This is a genomic window from Anaeromusa acidaminophila DSM 3853, assembly GCF_000374545.1.
Lineage (GTDB): Bacteria > Bacillota > Negativicutes > Anaeromusales > Anaeromusaceae > Anaeromusa > Anaeromusa acidaminophila.
On sequence record NZ_KB894587.1, the window covers coordinates 83,347 to 104,422 of the forward strand.

Here is a 21,076-nt window from a genome sequence, read left to right on the forward strand (position 1 = left end):
CTTAGACTGCGCTTTCGAGGCGCGCGCAAATCTTGTCTCAAATATAAGGCTGCTGCCGTTTGATGCATGTACTCCGGGCACTTAAGATGGCAAAAAAGAACTGCCTTCTGCGGGATTACCCCGCAAAAGGCAGTTCTTTTTTCATTTACTTACTCTTTTTTCTCGCCTACCGCCATGGCGCCTTCTTCACCTGTACGAATCCGAATGGCGTTTTGAATGGGATATACGAAAATCTTGCCGTCGCCTAGTTTGCCTGTCCGCAACGTATTGCGCATCACATCCATAACCGCTTTCATTTCGCTTTCTTTGACTACGGTTTCAACCTTAACCTTGGGCAGCAAATTGACTGCATACTCGGTCCCGCGATACACCTCCGTATGCCCTTTTTGGCTGCCACAGCCGTATACCTGGGTCACAGTCATACCGGTTATGCCGATTTCCGCCAAAGCATCCTTTAGATCTTCCAGCTTACCCGGACGAGTGACCACTTCGATTTTAATCAAATCGCCCATATCATTCAATCCTCCTTCAAGTCGCACTTCTCTTCCGTTACTATCAGTTTACGAGAAATGCGCTTTCGTGGCAACAGGCTGTTCCAGCCGCTCGAACGACATGGCTCCAGCGCCCATAGGAACGCCAGCACCAAACTCCTGGCTCACATAGCCATTTTCACCATGCTCGCTGATATCCAAGCCCACCACTTCTGCATCTTCAGAAACACGCAGTTCCGTGAAGATCGAAATTACTTTCAGAATTACAAAGGTCATCACTGCCGCAAACACGATGGCCATGCCTACACTGGCCGCCTGAATCCAGAACTGTTCCAGTCCGCCGCCATAAAAGAAGCCGTCAGCTCCAGCAGGGTTTACTTCTTTTGTGCAAAACAAGCCCGTAGCCAAAGCGCCCCAGGTACCGCCAACGCCATGCACTCCAAAGGCATCCAAGGAATCGTCATACCCCAGCCGCCGCTTGCAAACGCTGACTGCAAAATAACACAGCATGCCTGCGCCTAAGCCAATAATCACAGCCGGTACAATTTCAACAAAGCCAGCCGCCGGAGTAATCCCTACCAAACCAGCGATGCAACCGCTGACAATCCCCAAAACGGTCGGTTTGCCATTATGCATCCACTCTACAAAAAGCCACCCCAGCGAGCCTGCTGCCGCTGCCGTATTGGTCACCACAAAAGCGCTAGCTGCTAAACCGCTCGCCCCTAAGGCGCTACCCGCATTGAAACCGAACCAGCCGAACCACAAAAGAGCCGCTCCTAAAACTGTCATCGGCAAGTGATGAGGCATCATCGGAGAAACGCCATAGCCGCGACGTTTTCCCATAACCAAACAAGCAACTAAACCGGATACGCCGGATAGAATATGGATAACCGTACCGCCGGCAAAGTCCAACGCTCCCAAGTCACGCAACCAGCCGCCAACACCCCATACCCAGTGCGCAAAAGGATCATAGACCACGGTCGTCCAAAACAGAACAAATAAGGCAAACGCCGGAAAACGCATTCTTTCCGCAATCGAGCCAGTTATCAGCGCTGGCGTAATCACTGCAAACATGCATTGGAAGATCATAAACGCCAGGTGCGGCACAGTCGCCGCATAATCAGCATTGGCTTCCTGACCAACGCCGCTTAAGCCTGCCCATTCAAGACTTCCCAGTAAATGATTGATATCAGGACCGAAAGCAAGACTATAACCGAATAATACCCATTGCACCGAAACAAGCGCTAAAACGAAAAAGCTCAGCATAATTGTATTGAGTACGTTTTTGCTGCGCGTCATGCCTCCATAAAATAAAGCCAAGGCCGGTGTCATCAACATAACCAACGCAGCGCTTAAAAGGACAAAAACAGTATCACCTGTATCCAATTTTACCGCTTCCGCAACCTCTGCGGCCGCTGCCGCGCCTTCTTCCGCCGCCAACGCCAGAGACGCGGGCAAGCTGCCTAGCAATGCCAAGCTTAGAGTTTTCCACCATTTTTTCATACCCTTCTCCCCCTTTTCTCTGCGCAAACCATCTCCCGATAGTCTGCTTTTACAGCGGATTTCCGCCACACCACCACACAGACAAAAACGGCGACAAGGAATCTTCATTCCCCGCCGCCGTCGTTGGCCGCCATCAAACAAAAAGCCTTCTTCTTCCCTAAGCAAGGAAAGAAGAAGGCTTCATCGCCTGACGATATTCTTGGTGTATGGCGTTAGTATAGCAACTTTCTGTAACGGTGTCAACCAAAAAATGTATTTCTCGCAACACTCTTTTGTGAAAATGTATTTTCTCAAGCTTGCCTTCCTGCAAAAGACATGATAGAATACAAATCAAATCGATAGAGTTAAGGCAATGAGAGGAATAGTAGCTGCTACACGACCTTACAGAGAGCCGGCAATTGGTGCAAGCCGGCGGCGCTATGCAGTGAAAGCCATCCTTGAGCCGGAACACCCAACGCCTCCTTAGAGGGCTAGTAGGTTTTCCCGCTGCCCCGGCGTTATCGGGTTCAAGAGAGTCGCCATGCCGGCGGCTAATAAAGGTGGTACCGCGGAACCGTTTCGTCCTTTTTCAGGATGGAACGGTTTTTTTATTTGGTTTTTATGTAAGAAAGGAAGTGCGACATATGCATCCGAAACAAGCTTTACTGGAATTAGTAGAACGTCATCCTCGCCTTAGTTCCGCCCAACTGGCAGCCATGCTTGGCTGCAGTGCTGAAGAAGTAGATGCCGATTTGCAAGAACTGGAAGAAAAAAAGGTGATTTTAAAATACCATACTTTTGTTGACTGGGAAAAAGCAGGCGTACACAACGTTACCGCCTGCATTGAAGTGCGCCTGACTCCTCAGCGCGAAGTCGGGTTTGATGGAATCGCAGAAAACATTTACCGCTATCCGGAAGTCTGCGCCATGTACCTTATGTCGGGCAGTTTCGACCTGATGGTTTTCGTCGAAGGCCGCACTCTTAAAGAAGTCGCCGACTTCGTCGCCACTAAGCTGTCCACCATCGAGGGCGTCATGGGTACCTCCACTAATTTCATGCTGAAAAAATACAAAGAAGCAGGCATCGTTTTAGAAGATGACGAAGAAGATCGCCGCTTGGCGGTGACGCCATGAAGAACTGGCAAGAGCGAATTTCTCCCACCGTACAAGCCCTGCCGGCTTCCGGCATTCGTCGCTTCTTCGATATTGTTGCTGAAATGAAGGGCGTCATTTCCTTGGGCGTCGGCGAACCCGACTTTGTCACGCCCTGGCATATTCGCGAAAGCTGCATGTACGGTTTGAAGCGAGGCTACACTAGCTACACTTCTAACTACGGCCTATTAGAGTTGCGCGAAGAAATTGCGCAGCTTATCCAGCGGCGTCATGACATCACCTACAACCCCCGCGATCAGGTTTTGGTCACTGTCGGCGTCAGTGAAGCCTTAGATCTGGCAATGCGAGCGCTTTTAGCTCCGGGAGACGAAGTGCTGATTCCCGAGCCCTGCTATGTATCCTATAAGGCCTGTGTTCATTTAGCCGGCGGCAAACCCGTTCCAGTCGCAACCAGCGCCGCTCAAGAATTCAAAGTACGCGCCTCCGACCTGGAAGCCCTTTTGACGCCGCGCACCAAAGTCTTGATGATGGGTTTCCCTAACAATCCCACAGGGGCCATCATGAACCGTGAAGATTTATTGGAGCTGGCACTTTTTGCCGAAAAGCATGATTTAATCGTGATTTCCGATGAAATTTACGGTGATTTGACTTACGAAGGGGAGCATGTCTCTTTCGCTTCTCTTCCTGGCATGCAGGAGCGCACGCTGTTGCTCAACGGTTTTTCTAAAGCCTACGCCATGACAGGCTGGCGCATTGGTTACGCCCTGGGTCATGCCGAGCTTATCGGCGCCATGAATAAAATTCACCAGTACACTATGCTGTGCGCACCCATTACCGCCCAAGTAGCCGCCCTAGAGGCATTGCGTCACGGGGACAAACAAATGCAGCAAATGGTAGCCGAGTATAACAACCGCCGCCGCCTGATGGTTAATGGGTTTCGCCGCATGGGCTTGGAATGCTTCGAACCCAAAGGCGCCTTTTACATCTTCCCTTCCATTAAAGAAACTGGCTTAACCTCTCTGGAATTTGCCGAGCAGCTGCTCAAAGCGGAAAAAGTTGCACTTGTGCCAGGAGACGCCTTTGGCGCCAGCGGCGAAGGCCATGTCCGCTGTTCCTATGCCGCTGGCAGCACCCAACTCGCCGAAGCGCTGGAACGCATCGAACGCTTCGTCAACACCTTGCGCAAGTAAAAAATCGCATGTAATAAAAAAACCCCGCCGAACGGCGGGGTTGTTTTTATTACATGCGATTTTTGGAGTAGCAGTCGCGGCAGTAAACCGGACGATCGCCACTGGGACGGAAAGGAACTTGAGTCGTGACGCCACACTCAGCACAGATGGCTTCATGCATTTCACGCTGGGGACGGTCGGAACCGCCGGTACGCTGTTTGCGAGCAGCGCGGCAGGTAGGGCAACGACCAGGTTCATTTTGAAAACCTTTTTCAGCATAGAACTCTTGTTCCGATGCGGAAAAAACGAATTCAGCGCCGCACTCGCGGCAAGTCAGGGTTTTGTCTTCGTACATTTAGGAATCCTCCTCAGAGCATTTTTGCCCGGAACGGCTTTGGGTCATCTGGAATGTCTGAGAAGAACAAACCCGACCTCATTAGACCTATTCTCGAGAGCATGGCTTTATTGTATCGTTTACCTACACAAAAGTAAAGCTATTTTTCACTCTACTTTCGCCCCTCGAATCTGCCTATTTCCTCGCTAACGCCTCTCGAATCTGCTCAACCAAATTTTCCGCAGTTAGTCCAAAGTGCTTAAACAAGGCTTGCGCCGGCGCCGATGCGCCATACCGATCCACCGTTACATACACAGCATCCGCTCCGCCATATCGTTCCCACCCGAAAGAGGACGCCGCCTCAAAGACCACGCGCGGCACTCCCGCTGGCAAGACGCTTTGTTGAAAAGAAACAGGCTGCAAAGCAAACCATTCCTGACAAGGCATACTGACGACTCTCACCCGAACATCTTCTTTTTCGAGCGCCTTAGCGGCGCACAAAGCCGGTGAAACTTCCGAACCGCTAGCAATAACAACGACATCCGGACGCTCCGCCCCCTCATGCAGCACATAGGCGCCTCTGGCCACGCTTTCCTCTGGACAAATCGTGGTCTCCTCAAGCACGGGAAGATTCTGTCGACTGAGCACCAGAGCCACAGGACCTCCTTGTTGATGCAAAGCATATAGCCAAGCCGCCGCCGTTTCGTTTGCATCGGCAGGACGAATCACAGCTAAACCAGGAAGACAACGCAAGGAAGCCAAATGCTCCACAGGCTGGTGCGTCGGTCCGTCCTCGCCTACGCCAATGCTGTCATGCGTAAACACATAGACCACAGGTAATTTCATCAAAGCAGCCAAGCGCATCGCCGGACGCATATAATCCGCAAAAGATAAAAAAGTGGCTCCATACGGACGCAAGCCGCCAAATAGGGCTAACCCGTTCAAAATACTACCCATAGCATGCTCGCGTACACCGAAATGAAGATTGCGTCCGTCGTAACTTCCCTTTTGAAAATCACCGCAACCAGATAAGTAGGTCTTATTGGACGGCGCTAAATCGGCACTGCCTCCCAGCAGGTTAGGAACTGCCGCCGCCAGCCAGTTTAAAATGGTTCCTGACGAAGCCCTTGTTGCCTGTCCTTTATCATCCGGCGCAAAAGGAATGACATCTGCATCCCAATGTATCGGCAGTTCCCCTTTTAGCCAGCGGCTGCACTGCAAGGCCGCTTCCGGATGGCAACTCGCAAAGGCATCCCATTTTTGCTGCCATTCTTTTTCCGCTTTTTCGCCTCGTTCCAGACACTTACCCATCTCCTGGCGCACAGCCTCAGGCACGAAAAACCGCGGTTCCTGCGGCCACTCCAGCGCTTCTTTAGTACGCGCCAACTCCGCCGATCCCAACGGCTCTCCATGCGCCGCGGCCGTATTCACTTTTCCCGGACTGCCATAGCCGATTTGTGTTTTGACTACAATCAATACGGGTTGTCCAGAACTTTGCTGCGCCTTATCCAGCGCCTTTTCCAGCTCATCCAGATCATTGCCGTCCTGCACCTGAACTACCAGCCAACCGTAAGCGGTAAAGCGAGCCCCCACTTGCTCCGTAAACGCAATACTGGTACTTCCCTCAATCGAGATTTCATTATCGTCATAGAGACAAATTAAGTTATCCAAACCTAAATGCCCTGCCAGTGAAGCCGCTTCATGGCTAACGCCTTCCATCATATCGCCGTCGCCTGCAAGCACATAGACTTTGTTGTCAAACAAGGGCTCTTCCTTACCTGGAAAATGGGCATCCATAAATTTTGCCGCCATCGCCATGCCTACAGCATTGCCAAAGCCTTGTCCCAACGGTCCTGTCGTCGTTTCCACCCCCGGCGTATGTCCCCACTCCGGATGTCCGGGTGTCAGCGCCCCCCACTGCCGAAACTTCTTAATATCTTCTAAGGACACCTGATACCCGGTCAAATGCAAGAGTCCATATAAAAGCATAGACCCATGCCCTGCAGATAATACAAAGCGATCCCGCCCCGGCCAAGCAGGGTTGAGCGGATTATGGCGCAAAAATTTCGTCCAAAGAACATACGCCATCGCTGCCGCGCCCATCGGCATTCCAGGATGGCCAGATTTCGCTTCTTCCACTGCATCCGCCGCCAACATTCGCAAGGTATTGATCCCCAATTGATGAATGTCTCGTTTCATCCGTCGTATGCCCCCTTTTATCCTGGAATATGAAAAACAAACTCTCCCTTTTGCGCCATTTCACTCAGTTGACGCAATGGTTGTAAAAAACCGCCCATTTGTAAGGCCATCTTTCTGCCAAACCAAGCTGCGGCCGCCTCGGACAGTAAGCCCTGCACCTCTAAGGAAAACCGCACTACGCAGCCTTCGCCAGCAGGTTCTATTACGCTGATCGCAAAAATAGTCCACCACAAATAAGAAAATCGCAGCGCAATTTTGCGCTCTGGTTCCAATTTATCCACGTAAAAAGAACGCCCCCAGGCGGATGTACGCCGCCATTTTCCGGCAGCCCCTTCTTGTAACGGCACGGCTACGCGCACTTCCTGCAAATCTGGCTGCCAGCTGCGCCAATAATGCGGATCCTTCAAAAACGGCCACAAAAACTCTGCCGGCACCGCAAATTTTTCTTCATATTCTCCGCATAGGCATTGCTGCTTCTGCATATCGCCACTTCCTCTTTCTTCTAAATACTTCAAATGCAAGAAGGATGGACTTCTCCATCCTTTTTCGTTCTATGCCTTTAAAACTCCTCTTTGCCTCGACATCGAAATACAGTAACTTGCCGATTCCCCTCGCTTAAATGAGCCACAATTTCTACCTCGCGAAATTGCTGTTTTAAAATCATTTCGTCTTTTTCCGCGCCGAAATAAAGGGCCGTCCCGCCTGCCAAGGGCGGCAAATCCTGCCGCCAATAGTCATACATAGAAATGCGTGCTGGCGTCACTACATGAACAGCTGGTTTTCCAGGCAAATAATACCATGCGAGTGAGGCGTTCTGATAAGAATCGCTGAGCACCCAGCGCACATCCTCCTGCAGCCAAGGCCGCCCTTGGACGAATACATCATTTCCTATAAATTGCTGCGCCTTCAAATTGGCTTTAGGCGGCAGCCATGGCGCAGCTTCAGGAAATTTAGCCAAACCAACAAGCAATAGTGACAGCCCCAGACCCGCAGCCAGCCATTTTCGCGCTTGTTTTTTTTGTAGCCAGTACGCTAAAAGCGCCATGCCGCCCAAATAAGCCGGCACAGGCCAATTGGCTTCCGCTTTTTTAAATAATGCCGCATAACCAAAGAAACCAAGCGGAATCCAACAAGAAAGCCACAGCAGTGCACTCTGCCATTTCTGTAAATTCACTTTAAGATAACGCCAGCTGAAATAGAATAAGGCGAAGAAAAACAAAGGATTAACAATCGCCGCCTGAGCACCCCAAAAATCAAAAAAAAGCGGCAATTGCAGCACCTTGGGAGCATCCATGCCATGACCGTACTGAAACCGAAAGGAAGCCCAGTCATGCAACGAGTTCCAATACAGCACCGGCGAAAAAACAAACACCGCTACAACTAGCGCCCCCCAGAACACCGGACGCCGCAGCGTCCGCGGCTGGTAAAGCAAGACAGTTAAGAGCAACACAGGCAAAAGCAGGACCGCCGTGTACTTGGAAAGCATCGCCGCTCCTCCCGCAGCGCCGGCCGCCAGCCACCAAGCAGAACCTTCTTCCTGCAACGCCCGCTGCGCACTATAAAGAGCCGCCGCCCAAAACAAGGCCAACGGCGCATCTGGAGTCGCCAGCAAGTAACCGATTTGCAAAATAGGCAGTCCCAGTAAAAGAGGCAGTGCATACCTTGCTACAGCACGCCCCCACAAGTTCTCCGTCAGTCTCCAAGTCAGCCATACCGCTCCAGAAAGGCAGGCCGCCGGAACCAAACGCAATATCGCCTCCGTCTGCCCTAGACGCCCCACAATCCAAAGCAGCCAGGCAATCATCGGCGGATGGTCAAAATAGGAAAAGTCCAGACGTTGTGTCCAGACCCAATAATAAGCTTCGTCATAATGCAAAGGCAATGTTGCATTATAGGCAATGTTCGCCAAGGCAACCGCCAGAATCAGCCCATTTTCCCAGCGCATCAAAGGCCCTCCATCCTCAGTTTCCATACCATCAGCACGGCTTCCAAAAAGATGTTCTTAGACATTTTAGATTTTCCTACTTCCCGGTCTTCAAAAATAATAGGCACTTCTTTTATTTTGAAACCCTTGCAGTGCGCCCGGTAAGTTAGTTCAATTTGAAAAGAGTAACCGTTAGAACGCACTGCTCCCAAATCAAGCGTTTCCAAAACCTCGCGCCGAAAGCATTTGAATCCGCCAGTCAAATCCTGATAAGGCAAGCCTAAAAGAACCCTCGCGTATAAACTACCGCCTCGGCTCAAAAAGCGTCGCCAAAAACCCCAATTTTTCACCCCGCCGCCAGGTACATAGCGGCTTCCCAGCACTAGGTCCGCTTCTTCCGCTGCCGCCAGCAAATCAGGCAAATAGCGAGGATTATGCGAAAAATCAGCATCCATTTCCAGAATACGCCGATACGAACGGGCTAAAGCCCAGCGAAACCCGGCGATATAGGCGGTTCCCAAGCCGAGCTTGCCTGCGCGGCGCAACAAAAATAACCGTCCCTCATATTGCGGTGTCTCCGCCCAATCCGCCACGAGTTGCCCTGTTCCATCCGGAGAGTTGTCATCGACTACGAGCACGTGGATATCCGTCCGAATGCCATAGATCGCTTCCAGCAACGGTCCTAAATTCTCTTTTTCATTGTACGTCGGTATAATAATCAGGTCGTTCACTATATTGGCAGCTCCTTCTTTTCTCGGAAAGTCAAAGTATAATTAAGGAAAAAATTAAAAAAGCTGACTACAGCAACAGCTACAAGCTGCGCCAGCGTCTTATCCATACTCCAGGCGCTAACGAGATAATGCAGCACCAATAAGTTCAGCCCCAACCCACCTAGGCTAACGCCAAAGAACTCCAGGTATTTTCGTTGCATACTCTTATTCGCAGCCACCCCTTGAAAGGTCCAGGAAAAGTTCCACCAAAAATTATTGCTTACAGCCACTAAAAAAGCGCACACTGCAGCCGCTACGTAAAAAAAGCCCCCCCATAGGCACACCGTATAAACTAACAAATTCACGATCACGCCGGAAGCGCCTACCAGACAAAATTTGCATAACTTAGCAAACAAAAGCCTCTCTCCGTTCCTTTCAATACTTCCTGCATTATACCTTATTCTTCTCGCTCACTTCAACAAAAAGACAGAAACTTCCTATTTCTGCTATAAACAACGTTTATAGCCTACAAAAAAGAACACGCCTGGCTTCCCGCCAGGCCCATATTATGATTTCAATACCAACGGACCGCCAATAAAGCAATATACTCTTTCAAAGCAAGACTGGTATCCGCTAGAGCATCGGCGCTGGGAACCAGCTTGCGCGGTTCCAAAATCGCATGCCGATTGACCATGTATCCTGCTGGATATGGATGGGTCTGAACGCCAATTTTGGCAAACTGCTTTACCGACCGATCCATATGAAATGCAGAAGTAACCAAAACTGGCTGCCGGAACCCTTTGGCTTGCAGCAGCTTCTGCACAAACAAGGCGTTTTCCGTTGTATTACGACTTTGATCTTCTACCAAAATATCTTTTTCCGGTACGCCTAAGCTTTTCAAGATGTGTTTAGCCACCGCCGCTTCACAACCAGTGCCGGCAAACACCTGTCCGCCGGAGAATATAATTGGCCGCGGTTCCAATCGATACAGTTGATAGGCAGTCAGAAGGCGGTTAGCCGCGTGACCGGCCAGATGTCCCTCGCCTAGAACATTAGGGGTATCCAGCGTAGCTCCGCCTCCGAGCACTACCAATACATCGCCTTGCGCCATCTCCACTGTAGGTTCATAGCGTTCCTCCAACGATCGCACCAGAGACTCCGACAAGGCAGGGGTTGAAGCCGCATACAGCAAAAAGGCAACTACCAGCAGCACCCCTGCCGCCATTCGTTCTTTTTTACGCCAGAGCCACCATCCCAGCCCTGTAAAGCAGACTAAAAAGCAACCTGGAGGCAGTAGAAAGGTTGCATATATTATTTTCAACAAATATAACATCGTAATCAAATAAACGCTACGTCGTCAAGACGCCCGTCATAGATCATATTCAAAAGTTTACGCATCTCCTCTGCGTTAATTTCAGCCGGGTTCACCTGCGTCGAACCCAGTAATGCCTTCGCCGTAACCCCTTCTAAGCCATCCTGCCATTCTCTAAGCGACAACACCTCCGCAAAGGAGTGCGGAATGGCAACCGTACGGCGCAATTTCAGCAACGCCTCCGCCAAATCCGGCACTTGCGCCGTCTTGGCCAGCTCTTCTTCACGAGCTTTGGCCCAGTCATCCCGGCGATTATAGTGCAAAACATACGGCAGCGCAATGGCGTTAATCAGACCGTGCCCCAGGCCGTAACGCCCTCCAATGGCGTGCGCAATGCCGTGAGACAGACCCAAGCCGGTATTGTGAAAAGCCAAACCAGCCATACATTGCAAATAGTGAACTTCTTCTCGCGCTTCTTCGTCGCCGCCGCAAGAAGCTCCCAAGTGCCGCAGCAACCCGGCAACCGCCTCTTTCGCCAAGCAATCGCTGAAGGGATTGCGTTTTTTATTTAAATAGCTTTCCACAGCGTGCGTCACTGCATCCATGCCGGTCTCCGCCGCCACTGCCGCCGGCATAGTCAGCGTCAATTCCGGGTCCAAAATAGCAATATCCGGAATAAACGCATTGCTCTTTAAACCAATTTTGATTTCGTCTTCCCGGAACGTCACTACCGCCGCCCAAGTAACTTCGCTCCCTGTGCCAGAGGTAGACGGCGCTACTACCAGTCGAGTCCGTTGCCTTTTCTGAGGCAACCGGCCTTCTTTAGCTGCTGCAAAAGTAAGTTCCGGATACTCATAAAACAACGTCATCACCTTAGCCGCGTCAATGGGAGACCCGCCTCCCATTGCCAGAACCAAGTCGGGTTGAAACTCACGCATCGCTCGCACGCCGGCCAAGACGGCCTCCGTATCCGGATTGGCCGGAACGCCTTCGTGCAAATAAACCTCGCACCCAGACGAACGCAAGGCCACTTCCGCCTGCTCTAAAAAGCCATAACGTTTCATGGAAGAGCCGCCGGTCACAATAAACGCCCTCTTCGCCTGCAGCGTCCCTAATTCCTTCACTGCGCCGCGCCCCAGCCATAAGCTGTCGCCGCCTAAAATGATTTGTTGCATCGTTTCTCCCTCCTTAACCTAACACCTTGTCATCATATCCATAACGTTGTCTTTCCCGATAATACACAGGCTGCAAACCGGCAAATTCCGCTATCGCCAGCCCCTTGCGCAGCCAACGACCCACATCTTCCGGCTTATGCGCATCAGACCCAATCGTCACAAAGCGGCCGCCTAAAGCGGCAAAGCGTTCATAAATAGGCAATAGCTGCCGCAACCGCACCGGCGACTCCAAACGCCTTGTGTTGATTTCCAACGCCGTTTCCCGTCCGGCAACAACCAACAAAATCGCATCAATCAGCTCCATATATTCGCCGTAATACACTTCCGGGTCCTCATACCGCGCATAACGGGCAATGTAGTCGATATGCCCCAGAGCGTCAATAAAATCATATTCTTCCACGCACTGCAGCATAGCCTCAAAATAGCGACAGTAGACATCCCGTTTGCTGCGTCCTTTATAAAAAGCCGCATCATAAATATCCATGCCCTCTACAACATGAATGGAACCGATAACTTGATCAAATGCATAATTCGCAAGCAGCGCCTGATTGGCCGCCTTGCACTCGGCGCGCATGCCGATCTCTACACCCAGCAGCAGCTTCTCGCTGCGATAGGGCGCATACGCCTCCAAATACTCTTGCGGCTCAAAAAGAAACGCTTCCGGCTGGGGATAATCATAGTCCATATGCTCTGTAATAATCAGACCGATTTCCTTTGCCGCAGCAGCCTCCATTGCCTCTTCCAAGGTCATGCGAGAATCTGTAGAAAACACAGTATGACAATGACTGTCAAAAACCATAGGCCCCTCCTTCTTTTTCACCAATTTCTCTTTTGCAATAGGAGCGCATCGAAACAGCGCGCCTCTTTTTTTCTAATAACATCTGCAACAGCCAACCGCCTAAAAAATCGATCCCTGCATAAATTCAACGCGTTCTCCATCCGGTCCTAAGAAGAAAAAGTTTTGCAAACTTTTCCCTAACGAAGCTGGCTGCTCCGTTAACGGCATAATGCCAAGCGAACGCAAACGCTCCATTTCTGCAGCCACATCGGACACCCAAAATGCTAAGTGATCCACAACGCCATCCCTGCGTTCCTCCGCTTCTTGCTGCAAGCGCTGCACCAATTCTATAATTTGCCCTCCCACGTTGAGAAAGACTAATTTGATCCGTTCGTCTTGATATGTATTTTCCACTTTACACTGAAGCGCTCTCTGATAAAATTCTTTAGATACTTCTGCATTTTTCACTACAAGACCGACATGAGCCAATTTATACATAGTTTCACCTCGTCAATATCGCTTGCCTTTGCTTCTCCTATTATTTTATCATAATCCCAGCCGGAGAGCCGTCGTTTTATGCAATTCAAAAAAGAAACCCATAAAAAAGCAGGCGGAGCTGTATACTCTCGCCTGCTTTCACTAATCAATATTCTAAAATGGCCGCTCCCCAAACCAAACCGCCGCCAAAAGCCGTTAAAAGCACTTTTTGGCCTCGTTGGATTTTCCCTTCCTTAATCGCCAGATCAAAGGCCAAGGGGATGGTAGCTGCTGAGTTATTGCCATACTCTCGAACCGTGCACACAACCTTGTCCATCGGAAGTGACAAATGTCTAGCAACCGCATCAATGATACGCTGATTGGCCTGATGAGGCACCACCCAGTCGATGTCGTCAATGGTCAGATTAGTAGCGATTAAGGCTTCCTTAACCGCCTGCGTCATGGCATTGACCGCCAATTTAAAAATTTTATTCCCATCCATGGCCATTTTGTTTTTACCGGCCGGTTCGCGGCTGCCGCCGCCGGGAATGTAGAGCAAGTCGGCATATTGACCATCAGCGCGCAATAGCGTATGCAAAATCCCTGCGCCGTCTTTTTCCTCGCCCCGCGAAAGAATAGCTGCGCCAGCGCCGTCTGAAAATAAAATACATGTGCCGCGGTCTTCATAATCTGTAAAACGAGACAGCGCTTCTGCGCCAATTACCAATACGTTTTTATGCGTACCACAACGTATATATTGCTCGGCAACCTGCAACGCCGTCAAAAAGCCCACACACGTTGCGCTCACATCGAACGCAGCTGTGCGCGGCAAACAACCTAGTTGATGATGCAACAGGCAAGCCACAGCCGGAAATGGATAATCGCCGCTTACGGTAGCGACCAAAATCAAATCCAAATCCTGCGCCGTCATACCGGCGTCTTCCAACGCAGCCCTCGCTGCCGCCAAGGCCAAATCGGATGTTGCCTCTTCTGGCGCGGCAATACGCCGTTCGGAAATGCCGGTACGCGAAAGTATCCACTCATCGGTTGTATCGACCATACGAGTCAAGTCTTCATTCGTTAAGCGCCGTTGCGGCACGTAATGCCCAGTCCCCCGGATCACCACTCGTTGCATGATTACACTCCTTTATTCCTACCACGATGAAGCATCCAGGCAAATGATCTTCTGCCGGAGACGCCTTATTTAGACCTGGTTTTAGAACCAGGTCTTTATTTATTATCCGGCACATCCGCCATTTTGTAAAGCTTTTTCTCATCTTACACTGTTGTAATTGTATTTAGCGCGTAACCCGTACCCAATTTCGCTCAATGATTTGCGCCATAAGCTCTTTGCCCTCCAAACCAGGATGCAGCCCATCAATGGCTAGACGGTTTTGCATCACGCCCTTGGAGTCAATAAAATGAGGCTCCAAGTCAATATAATACGGCTGGCGACGAATAAACTGATTCACTTTGGTAAACGCGCTGCGCCAGTTTTCTGCCGTCGGCTCGTCAAATACCCTCTCAATGGCCGCCGGATTTATGGAAGGCAAGGTGAGAAAAATAGGCCGAATGCCATTAGCGCGGCATTTTTCGCCAATTTCCGTTAGTTCTTGGATAACTTGTTCTGCCGGCACGCCGCCGCGCAAGCTGTTGGTCCCTCCTAAAATCAAAAGATATTTAGGATTGTAAGGCAATACATCCGCGTCAAACCGAGCCAGCATGCTTTCCGTAGTATCGCCGCTGCGCCCCAGGTTTACATGGGAAAAGTGCAGATACGTTTGAAAATCATATTCTTTGTCCGCCGGCGAAAAAGAAACCGAGCCGCCGCCATGAACAATACTATCCCCAAAAGAAGCGGAATACCATCCGTCATTAGCAGGATCTACGGTAAAACGGCCCGCTTCCGACCATACGCCTACAGGGCCTCCTTGCGCATCCAACCCGCGCACCCGCCAGTAATACACCCCTGGCTTGCTGCGCGGCAGCTCATCATAACAATCAATAACAGCGCCGACCCGTTGACTCCAAATACGATATTTCGAGGCTTCCGTTCCTAGCGGATTTTCCGGCTCCGCCGCCAAAAGCTCCACTTCATACCCGGAAGCGCCCGGAATCATGACCCAGGTATAAACCGGATACAGTAAAGAGGCCATACCGCCAGCATTGAAATCCGCATTCAAGACAGGACGCAGGGGTCCTTTATTTTTAGGATTTACCTGCAGCACTTCACTCTGAGAAAAGCGGCTGATCGGCTGTCCATCCAAATCCAGCGCCCTCACTCGCCAATATAATGTTTGTTCTTCCTCCCACAAGGAAAAATCAGCTTGATACGCCGCTTGAAAAACCTGTTTGGTCTTTATAAGCGGTCCATATCCCTCGGGAGCCTCTTCCGGTGAGCGAGTCCAAATCTCCAATTCATATTGTATCGCATCTGCAATGGGCGTCCAGCGAAGCAATGGCTGCGCCACCGCCTCTCGTCTTTCTTCCGACGCCAAGCTCTGCGGTCTCGGCAATGCAGGCTCGCCAAACAGAGAAGCCGACGCCAACAAAAACAGCAAGCAGCATAAAATTATTTTACTTATGCGGTACATGCCAGCCGCCTCCTCTCCTAATCGATGTATTTTGCACTGCAAAATTGCATCTTCATTGTAGTAAATTGTATCATAGATAGTCTCATTTTGCACCTTTCCTAACGACAAGGAAGCAGCTCAGCACATGCGCCGAGCTGCTTCCTTGCAGCCAGTTATTGCTCGTTGCCACTCTTAGGAGTCTCCATGATCTCCAGGCGATCTAACCCATGTTGGGCAAACTCCTCATCATAGCGCACCTGCATTTCCGATTCTGTTTGGTAGCGCTCCTCCAAATTCATTTGCTTAATACGTTCCTCACCATAAAGGCGTATAAAATCTCTGCGTCCTAACCGATGCACCAATTCCGCCCAGAAGGTATAGTTTTCAAAACGCTCAATTTCTTGCATAGGCCGGCCTTCTTCGCCCCAACGTCGAGTAAGGTAATACTCTCCAGTTCGGTCGTCACGCCCCACTGCTTCTTCCAGGTTAAAATCCTTAGCAGACTCCAATACTTTTTGCATAAGCAAACGATACTCTTCTGTAGACTCGCCTTTTTCTTCGGCATGGGCATGAAGCACCCAGTCCGCCATGTACAGCATTTCCAATAAAGTCGCGTATTCTTTCTTGCTAAAATTTAATTTCACCGTCTATTCCTTCTTTCCCTGCTACTTCTTTCCTACGCCAAAAAAGTCTCTCGTTAATCCGCTTGCGGCTGTACTTCTGCACCGACAACATCCACCAGACTAGCTGCCACTTGCTGTTCTTCCCGCCCCGGTCGCTGCCGACGGCGCTGTTCATCTCGCAATTGCTTAAACGCAACGGACATCATCAGCTTAATCCGGTTTAATTGATTCACTTCGCTGGCGCCAGGATCATAGTCAACAGCCGCTATATTGGCCTTCGCATAACGGCGCTTCAGCTCTTTCATTACGCCTTTGCCTGTAATGTGATTGGGCAGACAGGCGAACGGCTGCATGCAGATAATATTAGGCGCGCCGCCCTCAATCAATTCCACCATTTCCGCGGTCAAGAGCCAGCCTTCACCGGTTTGATTCCCTAAAGAAACAATCCCCTTGACCTTCTGCGCTAATTCATCAATAGACTCAATATGGCGAAAACGCGAACTTTGAGCCAGAGCTTGAATCACGTCTTTGCGAAACCAGTTGATTAACTTAATATAGCCTTTGCTGACAAGTTGGTCAATGCGGCTCCCCGACAAATACTGGTAACGATATTCATCATCGTATAGACAGTACAAAATAAAATCAGTTAAGTCCGGCACAACCGCCTCGCCGCCTTCGCGCTCAATAATGCCGACAACGTCATTATTGGCGTCTGGATGAAATTTGACAAGAATTTCGCCAACAAGGCCTACTTTAGGTTTTTCTTCCTGTCGCAAAGGCAACTTTTCAAAATCAGCCACTAAACGCCGCACGTTGTCTCGAAACTGCCCCCGGTCGCCATTAGCCACATTTAACTTGCACCGTTCCACCCATGTCGCATACAGTTTCTCCGCAGAACCGGCTACCATCTCATAGGGCCGTGTGCGATACAGCACTCGCATCAGCACATCACCATACAACATGGCTAGAATCAGCCGCTTCACCATGCCTGCTGATACATTAAAGCCGGGATTGCTTTCCATGCCGCCAAAATTAGCGGAAATAACCGGCGTATTGGCAAAACCAGCTTCCCGCAAAGCCCGCCGCAAAAATCCGATATAATTAGTCGCCCTGCAGCCGCCGCCAGTCTGAGAAATCAAAAGCGCCGTGGTCTCCGGATCATACCGCCCGGATTGCAATGCTTGAATAAGCTGCCCTACTACCATTACCGCCGGGTAGCAAGCATCATTATTTACATAGCGCAAGCCTTCTTCTACAGCCTGCTTATCCGCCGACTCCAATACTTCTAAATGATAGCCGGATGAAGACATGGCCGCTTGCATAAATTGAAAGTGAATCGGAGACATTTGCGGACACAAGATGGTATGAGTCTTTTTCATCGCTTTGGTAAAAGGAGATTTAATAACCAGCGGCGTTTTTTCCGCCGACGCCGCTCCAAGATGTTCCCGTTCACGCACCGCCGCCAGCAAGGACCGGATTCGAATGCGCACCGCGCCCAGGTTGCTGCCCTCGTCGATTTTCAGGACCGTATACACCTTCCCGGCCCGCACGAGAATATCGGAAACTTGATCCGTCGTAATGGCGTCCAAGCCGCATCCGAAGGAGTTCAACTGCACCAGTTCCAATTCCGGCTGCTGCGCTACTAACTGCGCCGCTCGGTACAAACGAGAATGATACACCCACTGATCCACGACTCCCAGCGGTTTCGGCGCTGCCGCCAGATGCGAAACCGCATCCTCCGTCAACACCGCCAAGCCGTTAGCTAAAATCAAGTCGGGAATACCGTGATGCACTTCCGGATCAATATGATAGGGGTGACCGGCCAATACAATACCCGTGCGCCCGGTTTCCGTCAAATACTGCAGAGCCTTTTCGCCCATTTCCCGCACATCGGAACGAAAGCGATCCATTTCCAGATAAGCGCGACGCACCGCTTTTTTAACCTCGCTATAAGGCAAGTGCAAAAAAGCCAATTCCTCCTGCAACCGTTTCGCTAAGCGCTTCGGATCATCCAACGGCAAAAAGGGCTGCACCAATCGCACGCCTTCTGCTTCCAGCACATCCATGTTATTGCGCACAACTTCCGGATAGCTTCCCACTACAGGACAGTTATAATGATTGTCCGCATCTGTAAACTCCTTACTCTCCATAGGAATACAAGGATAAAAGATGAAGGGCACTCCCTTATGCGTCAAGTCCATAATATGTCCATGCACTAGTTTCGCCGGATAGCAAACCGTCTGAGACGGGATGGTCTCTAAGCCGCGATTAAATAATTCTTTAGACGATGGCGCTGAAAGCTCGACCCGAAAGCCAAGTTCATTGAAGAAAGTGAACCAAAAGGGATAGTTTTCATACAGATTCAACACCCTGGGAATACCCACACGCCCCCTTGGCGCCGCTTCCGCCGCCAAAGGACGATAGGAGCCAAAAAGCCGGCGATACTTATAGGCATATAAATTAGGAAGCTCTGCATTGGCTTTCGCCTGTCCCGCGCCTCTTTCGCAGCGATTGCCGGAAATGAAGCGACGCCCGTCGGTAAAACGATTGATTGTCAGCAGACAATTATTACCGCACTGGCCGCATCGATGGATATCCGTCTCCACCGCAAAACGCAGCAGCTCCGGCAAGGACAATAAGCCAGTCTCCGCCTTGCCGTCCCATTGCTCCAGCGCCAAAAGCGCCGCGCCAAAAGCGCCCATCAAACCGGCAATATCCGGCCGGATTACCTCGCGACCAATAGAAAGTTCAAAAGCGCGCAGCACGGCGTCGTTAAAGAACGTGCCGCCTTGCACGACAATATGTTCACCCAATTCTTCGGGTCTGCTGATTTTTATAACCTTATACAACGCATTGCGCACAACCGAGTAAGCTAATCCGGCGGAAATATCGCCAACCGCAGCGCCTTCCTTTTGCGCTTGCTTCACTTTGGAGTTCATGAACACCGTGCAACGCGATCCCAGATCAACCGGATGAACGGATGTTAGCGCCGCAGCTGCAAAGGTTTTCACATCAAGGCCCAACGAGTTAGCAAAGGTCTCCAAAAAGGAGCCGCACCCGGAAGAGCAGGCTTCATTCAGCAAAACTCGATCAATAATACCTTCTTTTACATGAAGGCACTTCATGTCTTGGCCGCCGATATCTAAAATGAAAGATACCCCAGGCAAGAAAAAATTAGCCGCTTTATAATGCGCCACCGTTTCCACTTCGCCGATATCCACGCCCAAGGCCGCCTGAATCAAAGCTTCGCCATAGCCAGTCACCGCGCTTTGGCGAATTTTAGCCTCTTTAGGCAGCTTCCGATAAAGCTCCTGCAAAATCGAAACTACTGTAGCCAAAGGATTTCCTTCATTGCTGCCGTACCAAGAAAACAAAAGCTGTCCGCCTTCGTCAAGCAACGCCGCCTTCGTCGTTGTCGAGCCTACGTCAATGCCTAAAAAGCAGTCGCCTGCAAAAGACGCCAGTTCCCGCCGAGCCACTTTCGAGCGACCGTGACGACGAAAAAACTCAGCCTTATCTTCCTCCTCTGCAAACAAAGGCGCCAAAGAAGCAATTTCCCGTTCCACCGCTACATTACGCAAAGCCAGCGCTTTTTCTCGCACCTCCGCAAAGCGGCATAGTTCATGCTCCTTGGACAGCAGCGCCGCTCCCAACGCCACAAAATACTGCGAATTCTCCGGAAAAATGACTTCGTCTTCCTTCAGCTTCAAGGATTCCGAAAAACGCTGTCGCAGCGCCGACAAGAAGAATAGAGGTCCTCCTAAAAAAGCCACTCGCCCGCAAATACTGCGTCCGCAAGCCAACCCGCCCACCGTCTGATCGACAACCGCTTGCAAAATGGATGCGGCAATGTCGGTTTTCGCCGCGCCTTCGTTAAGCAGCGGCTGCACGTCGGTTTTGGCGAAAACGCCGCACCGAGCGGCGATAGGATACAAGGTGCTATGTTGCAAAGCCAGTTCGTTCAGCCCTGCCGCATCGGTTTGCAAAAGAGCCGCCATTTGATCAATAAAAGCGCCTGTGCCGCCAGCGCAGGTTTCATTCATCCGCTGATCTACGCCTTGATCAAAGAAAGTAATCTTTGCATCTTCGCCGCCCAGCTCAATAGCTACATCCGTTTGCGGAATATACCGTCCAATGCTTTCCGTACAGGCTACCACTTCCTGAACAAAAGGTATTTGCAGCCATTCCGCCACAGCAATACCGCCAGAGCCAGCAACAGCAATGGTTATTTCCGCCTCCGGGAACTCTGCATATGCTTCATCCACTAATGAAATTACAGTTGTACGCACATCTGAGAGATGGCGTCGGTAGCGGCTATATACAAGACGATCATTCTCATCGGTAATGACAATTTTAACTGTTGTTGACCCTACATCAAGCCCTGCCTGATAATGCTTACGCAAAACCATTCCTCCACCTCCACGCATGTCTCTAGCTTCCTCTCAGGCAAGCACGATCTGCCTGAAAATCCGTAGACTAAGTTTCCGCAAAAACAGTCAAATTCCTGCTTATATGTGCAAAAACAAGCAAAAAATAATTCTTTCTGCTTATTTACTCCCTTTGATGACTATATATTTACCAAGAACTTCTATCTGCAAAGAGATTCACCATAAAGTGTAAGCAAGAGTTATTACTGTATTATGGATATATTCCTCCACACAGGTCCATAAATCCTGCTAACGCAGAAAAAAAGCGTGCCCCAAGGCACGCTTTTCTA

At 50.5% G+C, this 21,076-nt stretch carries 18 protein-coding genes and 1 other annotated feature; of the genes, 2 read left to right on the forward strand and 16 right to left on the reverse strand.

Annotated features, from left to right (window positions below; genetic code table 11):
* Positions 1–149 precede the first annotated feature (149 nt).
* The gene (locus C508_RS0105775; RefSeq protein WP_018702597.1) at positions 150–512 is read right to left on the reverse strand and encodes a P-II family nitrogen regulator; all 363 of its coding nucleotides are present in this window, start codon (positions 510–512) and stop codon (positions 150–152) included.
* A gap of 48 nt (positions 513–560) precedes the next feature.
* Complete coding sequence (locus C508_RS0105780; protein ID WP_018702598.1) at positions 561–1,994, reverse strand: ammonium transporter; 1,434 nt, start codon at positions 1,992–1,994, stop codon at positions 561–563.
* Between the two features lie 343 nt (positions 1,995–2,337).
* Positions 2,338–2,563: a binding site (T-box leader), on the forward strand.
* Between the two features lie 54 nt (positions 2,564–2,617).
* Here C508_RS0105780 and C508_RS0105785 point away from each other — a divergent pair.
* Together C508_RS0105785 and C508_RS0105790 are read left to right on the forward strand one after the other, a co-directional pair.
* Positions 2,618–3,106, forward strand: a complete 489-nt coding sequence (locus C508_RS0105785; protein ID WP_018702599.1) for an Lrp/AsnC family transcriptional regulator — start codon at positions 2,618–2,620, stop codon at positions 3,104–3,106.
* The gene (locus C508_RS0105790) at positions 3,103–4,275 is read left to right on the forward strand and encodes an aminotransferase class I/II-fold pyridoxal phosphate-dependent enzyme (RefSeq protein ID WP_018702600.1); all 1,173 of its coding nucleotides are present in this window, start codon (positions 3,103–3,105) and stop codon (positions 4,273–4,275) included. The genes C508_RS0105785 and C508_RS0105790 overlap by 4 nt, the downstream gene beginning before the upstream one ends.
* A gap of 49 nt (positions 4,276–4,324) precedes the next feature.
* On the opposite strand, the gene C508_RS0105795 is transcribed toward C508_RS0105790, so the two are convergent.
* The 14 genes from C508_RS0105795 to C508_RS0105865 all read right to left on the reverse strand — a co-directional run bounded on the left by C508_RS0105795 (position 4,325) and on the right by C508_RS0105865 (position 20,768).
* Entirely contained in the window at positions 4,325–4,609 is a 285-nt protein-coding gene (locus C508_RS0105795) for a zinc-ribbon domain containing protein (RefSeq protein ID WP_018702601.1), read from the reverse strand.
* A 174-nt stretch (positions 4,610–4,783) separates the two neighbouring features.
* Positions 4,784–6,787, reverse strand: a complete 2,004-nt coding sequence (tkt, locus tag C508_RS0105800) for a transketolase (protein ID WP_018702602.1) — start codon at positions 6,785–6,787, stop codon at positions 4,784–4,786.
* Between the two features lie 17 nt (positions 6,788–6,804).
* On the reverse strand, positions 6,805–7,269 hold the full coding sequence (locus C508_RS0105805) for an SRPBCC family protein (protein WP_018702603.1): 465 nt from the start codon (positions 7,267–7,269) through the stop codon (positions 6,805–6,807).
* Positions 7,270–7,346: 77 nt separating this feature from the next.
* Entirely contained in the window at positions 7,347–8,732 is a 1,386-nt protein-coding gene (locus C508_RS19370; RefSeq protein WP_018702604.1) for an ArnT family glycosyltransferase, read from the reverse strand.
* Positions 8,732–9,442, reverse strand: a complete 711-nt coding sequence (locus C508_RS0105815) for a polyprenol monophosphomannose synthase (protein ID WP_018702605.1) — start codon at positions 9,440–9,442, stop codon at positions 8,732–8,734. The genes C508_RS19370 and C508_RS0105815 overlap by 1 nt, the downstream gene beginning before the upstream one ends.
* The gene (locus C508_RS0105820; protein ID WP_018702606.1) at positions 9,442–9,837 is read right to left on the reverse strand and encodes a GtrA family protein; all 396 of its coding nucleotides are present in this window, start codon (positions 9,835–9,837) and stop codon (positions 9,442–9,444) included. The genes C508_RS0105815 and C508_RS0105820 overlap by 1 nt, the downstream gene beginning before the upstream one ends.
* A gap of 158 nt (positions 9,838–9,995) precedes the next feature.
* Positions 9,996–10,754 (reverse strand): YdcF family protein, encoded by a 759-nt coding sequence (locus tag C508_RS0105825; RefSeq protein ID WP_026319388.1) that lies wholly within the window; start codon positions 10,752–10,754, stop codon positions 9,996–9,998.
* A 5-nt stretch (positions 10,755–10,759) separates the two neighbouring features.
* Entirely contained in the window at positions 10,760–11,908 is a 1,149-nt protein-coding gene (locus C508_RS0105830; RefSeq protein WP_018702608.1) for an iron-containing alcohol dehydrogenase, read from the reverse strand.
* Positions 11,909–11,921: 13 nt separating this feature from the next.
* A complete protein-coding gene (locus tag C508_RS0105835; RefSeq protein WP_018702609.1) occupies positions 11,922–12,707 on the reverse strand; it encodes a histidinol phosphate phosphatase in 786 nt (261 codons plus the stop codon).
* A 99-nt stretch (positions 12,708–12,806) separates the two neighbouring features.
* Positions 12,807–13,184 carry a VOC family protein gene (locus C508_RS0105845; RefSeq protein WP_018702611.1) on the reverse strand — a complete coding sequence of 126 codons (378 nt, stop codon included), beginning with the start codon at positions 13,182–13,184 and terminating at the stop codon, positions 12,807–12,809.
* A 145-nt stretch (positions 13,185–13,329) separates the two neighbouring features.
* Positions 13,330–14,298, reverse strand: a complete 969-nt coding sequence (locus C508_RS0105850) for a beta-ketoacyl-ACP synthase III (protein WP_018702612.1) — start codon at positions 14,296–14,298, stop codon at positions 13,330–13,332.
* A gap of 163 nt (positions 14,299–14,461) precedes the next feature.
* Positions 14,462–15,757, reverse strand: a complete 1,296-nt coding sequence (locus C508_RS0105855; protein WP_018702613.1) for a GDSL-type esterase/lipase family protein — start codon at positions 15,755–15,757, stop codon at positions 14,462–14,464.
* A 152-nt stretch (positions 15,758–15,909) separates the two neighbouring features.
* Positions 15,910–16,380, reverse strand: coding sequence for a hypothetical protein (locus C508_RS19375; protein ID WP_018702614.1), 471 nt, complete (start codon positions 16,378–16,380; stop codon positions 15,910–15,912).
* Positions 16,381–16,433: 53 nt separating this feature from the next.
* Entirely contained in the window at positions 16,434–20,768 is a 4,335-nt protein-coding gene (locus tag C508_RS0105865) for a 2-hydroxyacyl-CoA dehydratase (RefSeq protein WP_018702615.1), read from the reverse strand.
* Between the last annotated feature and the right edge of the window lie 308 nt (positions 20,769–21,076).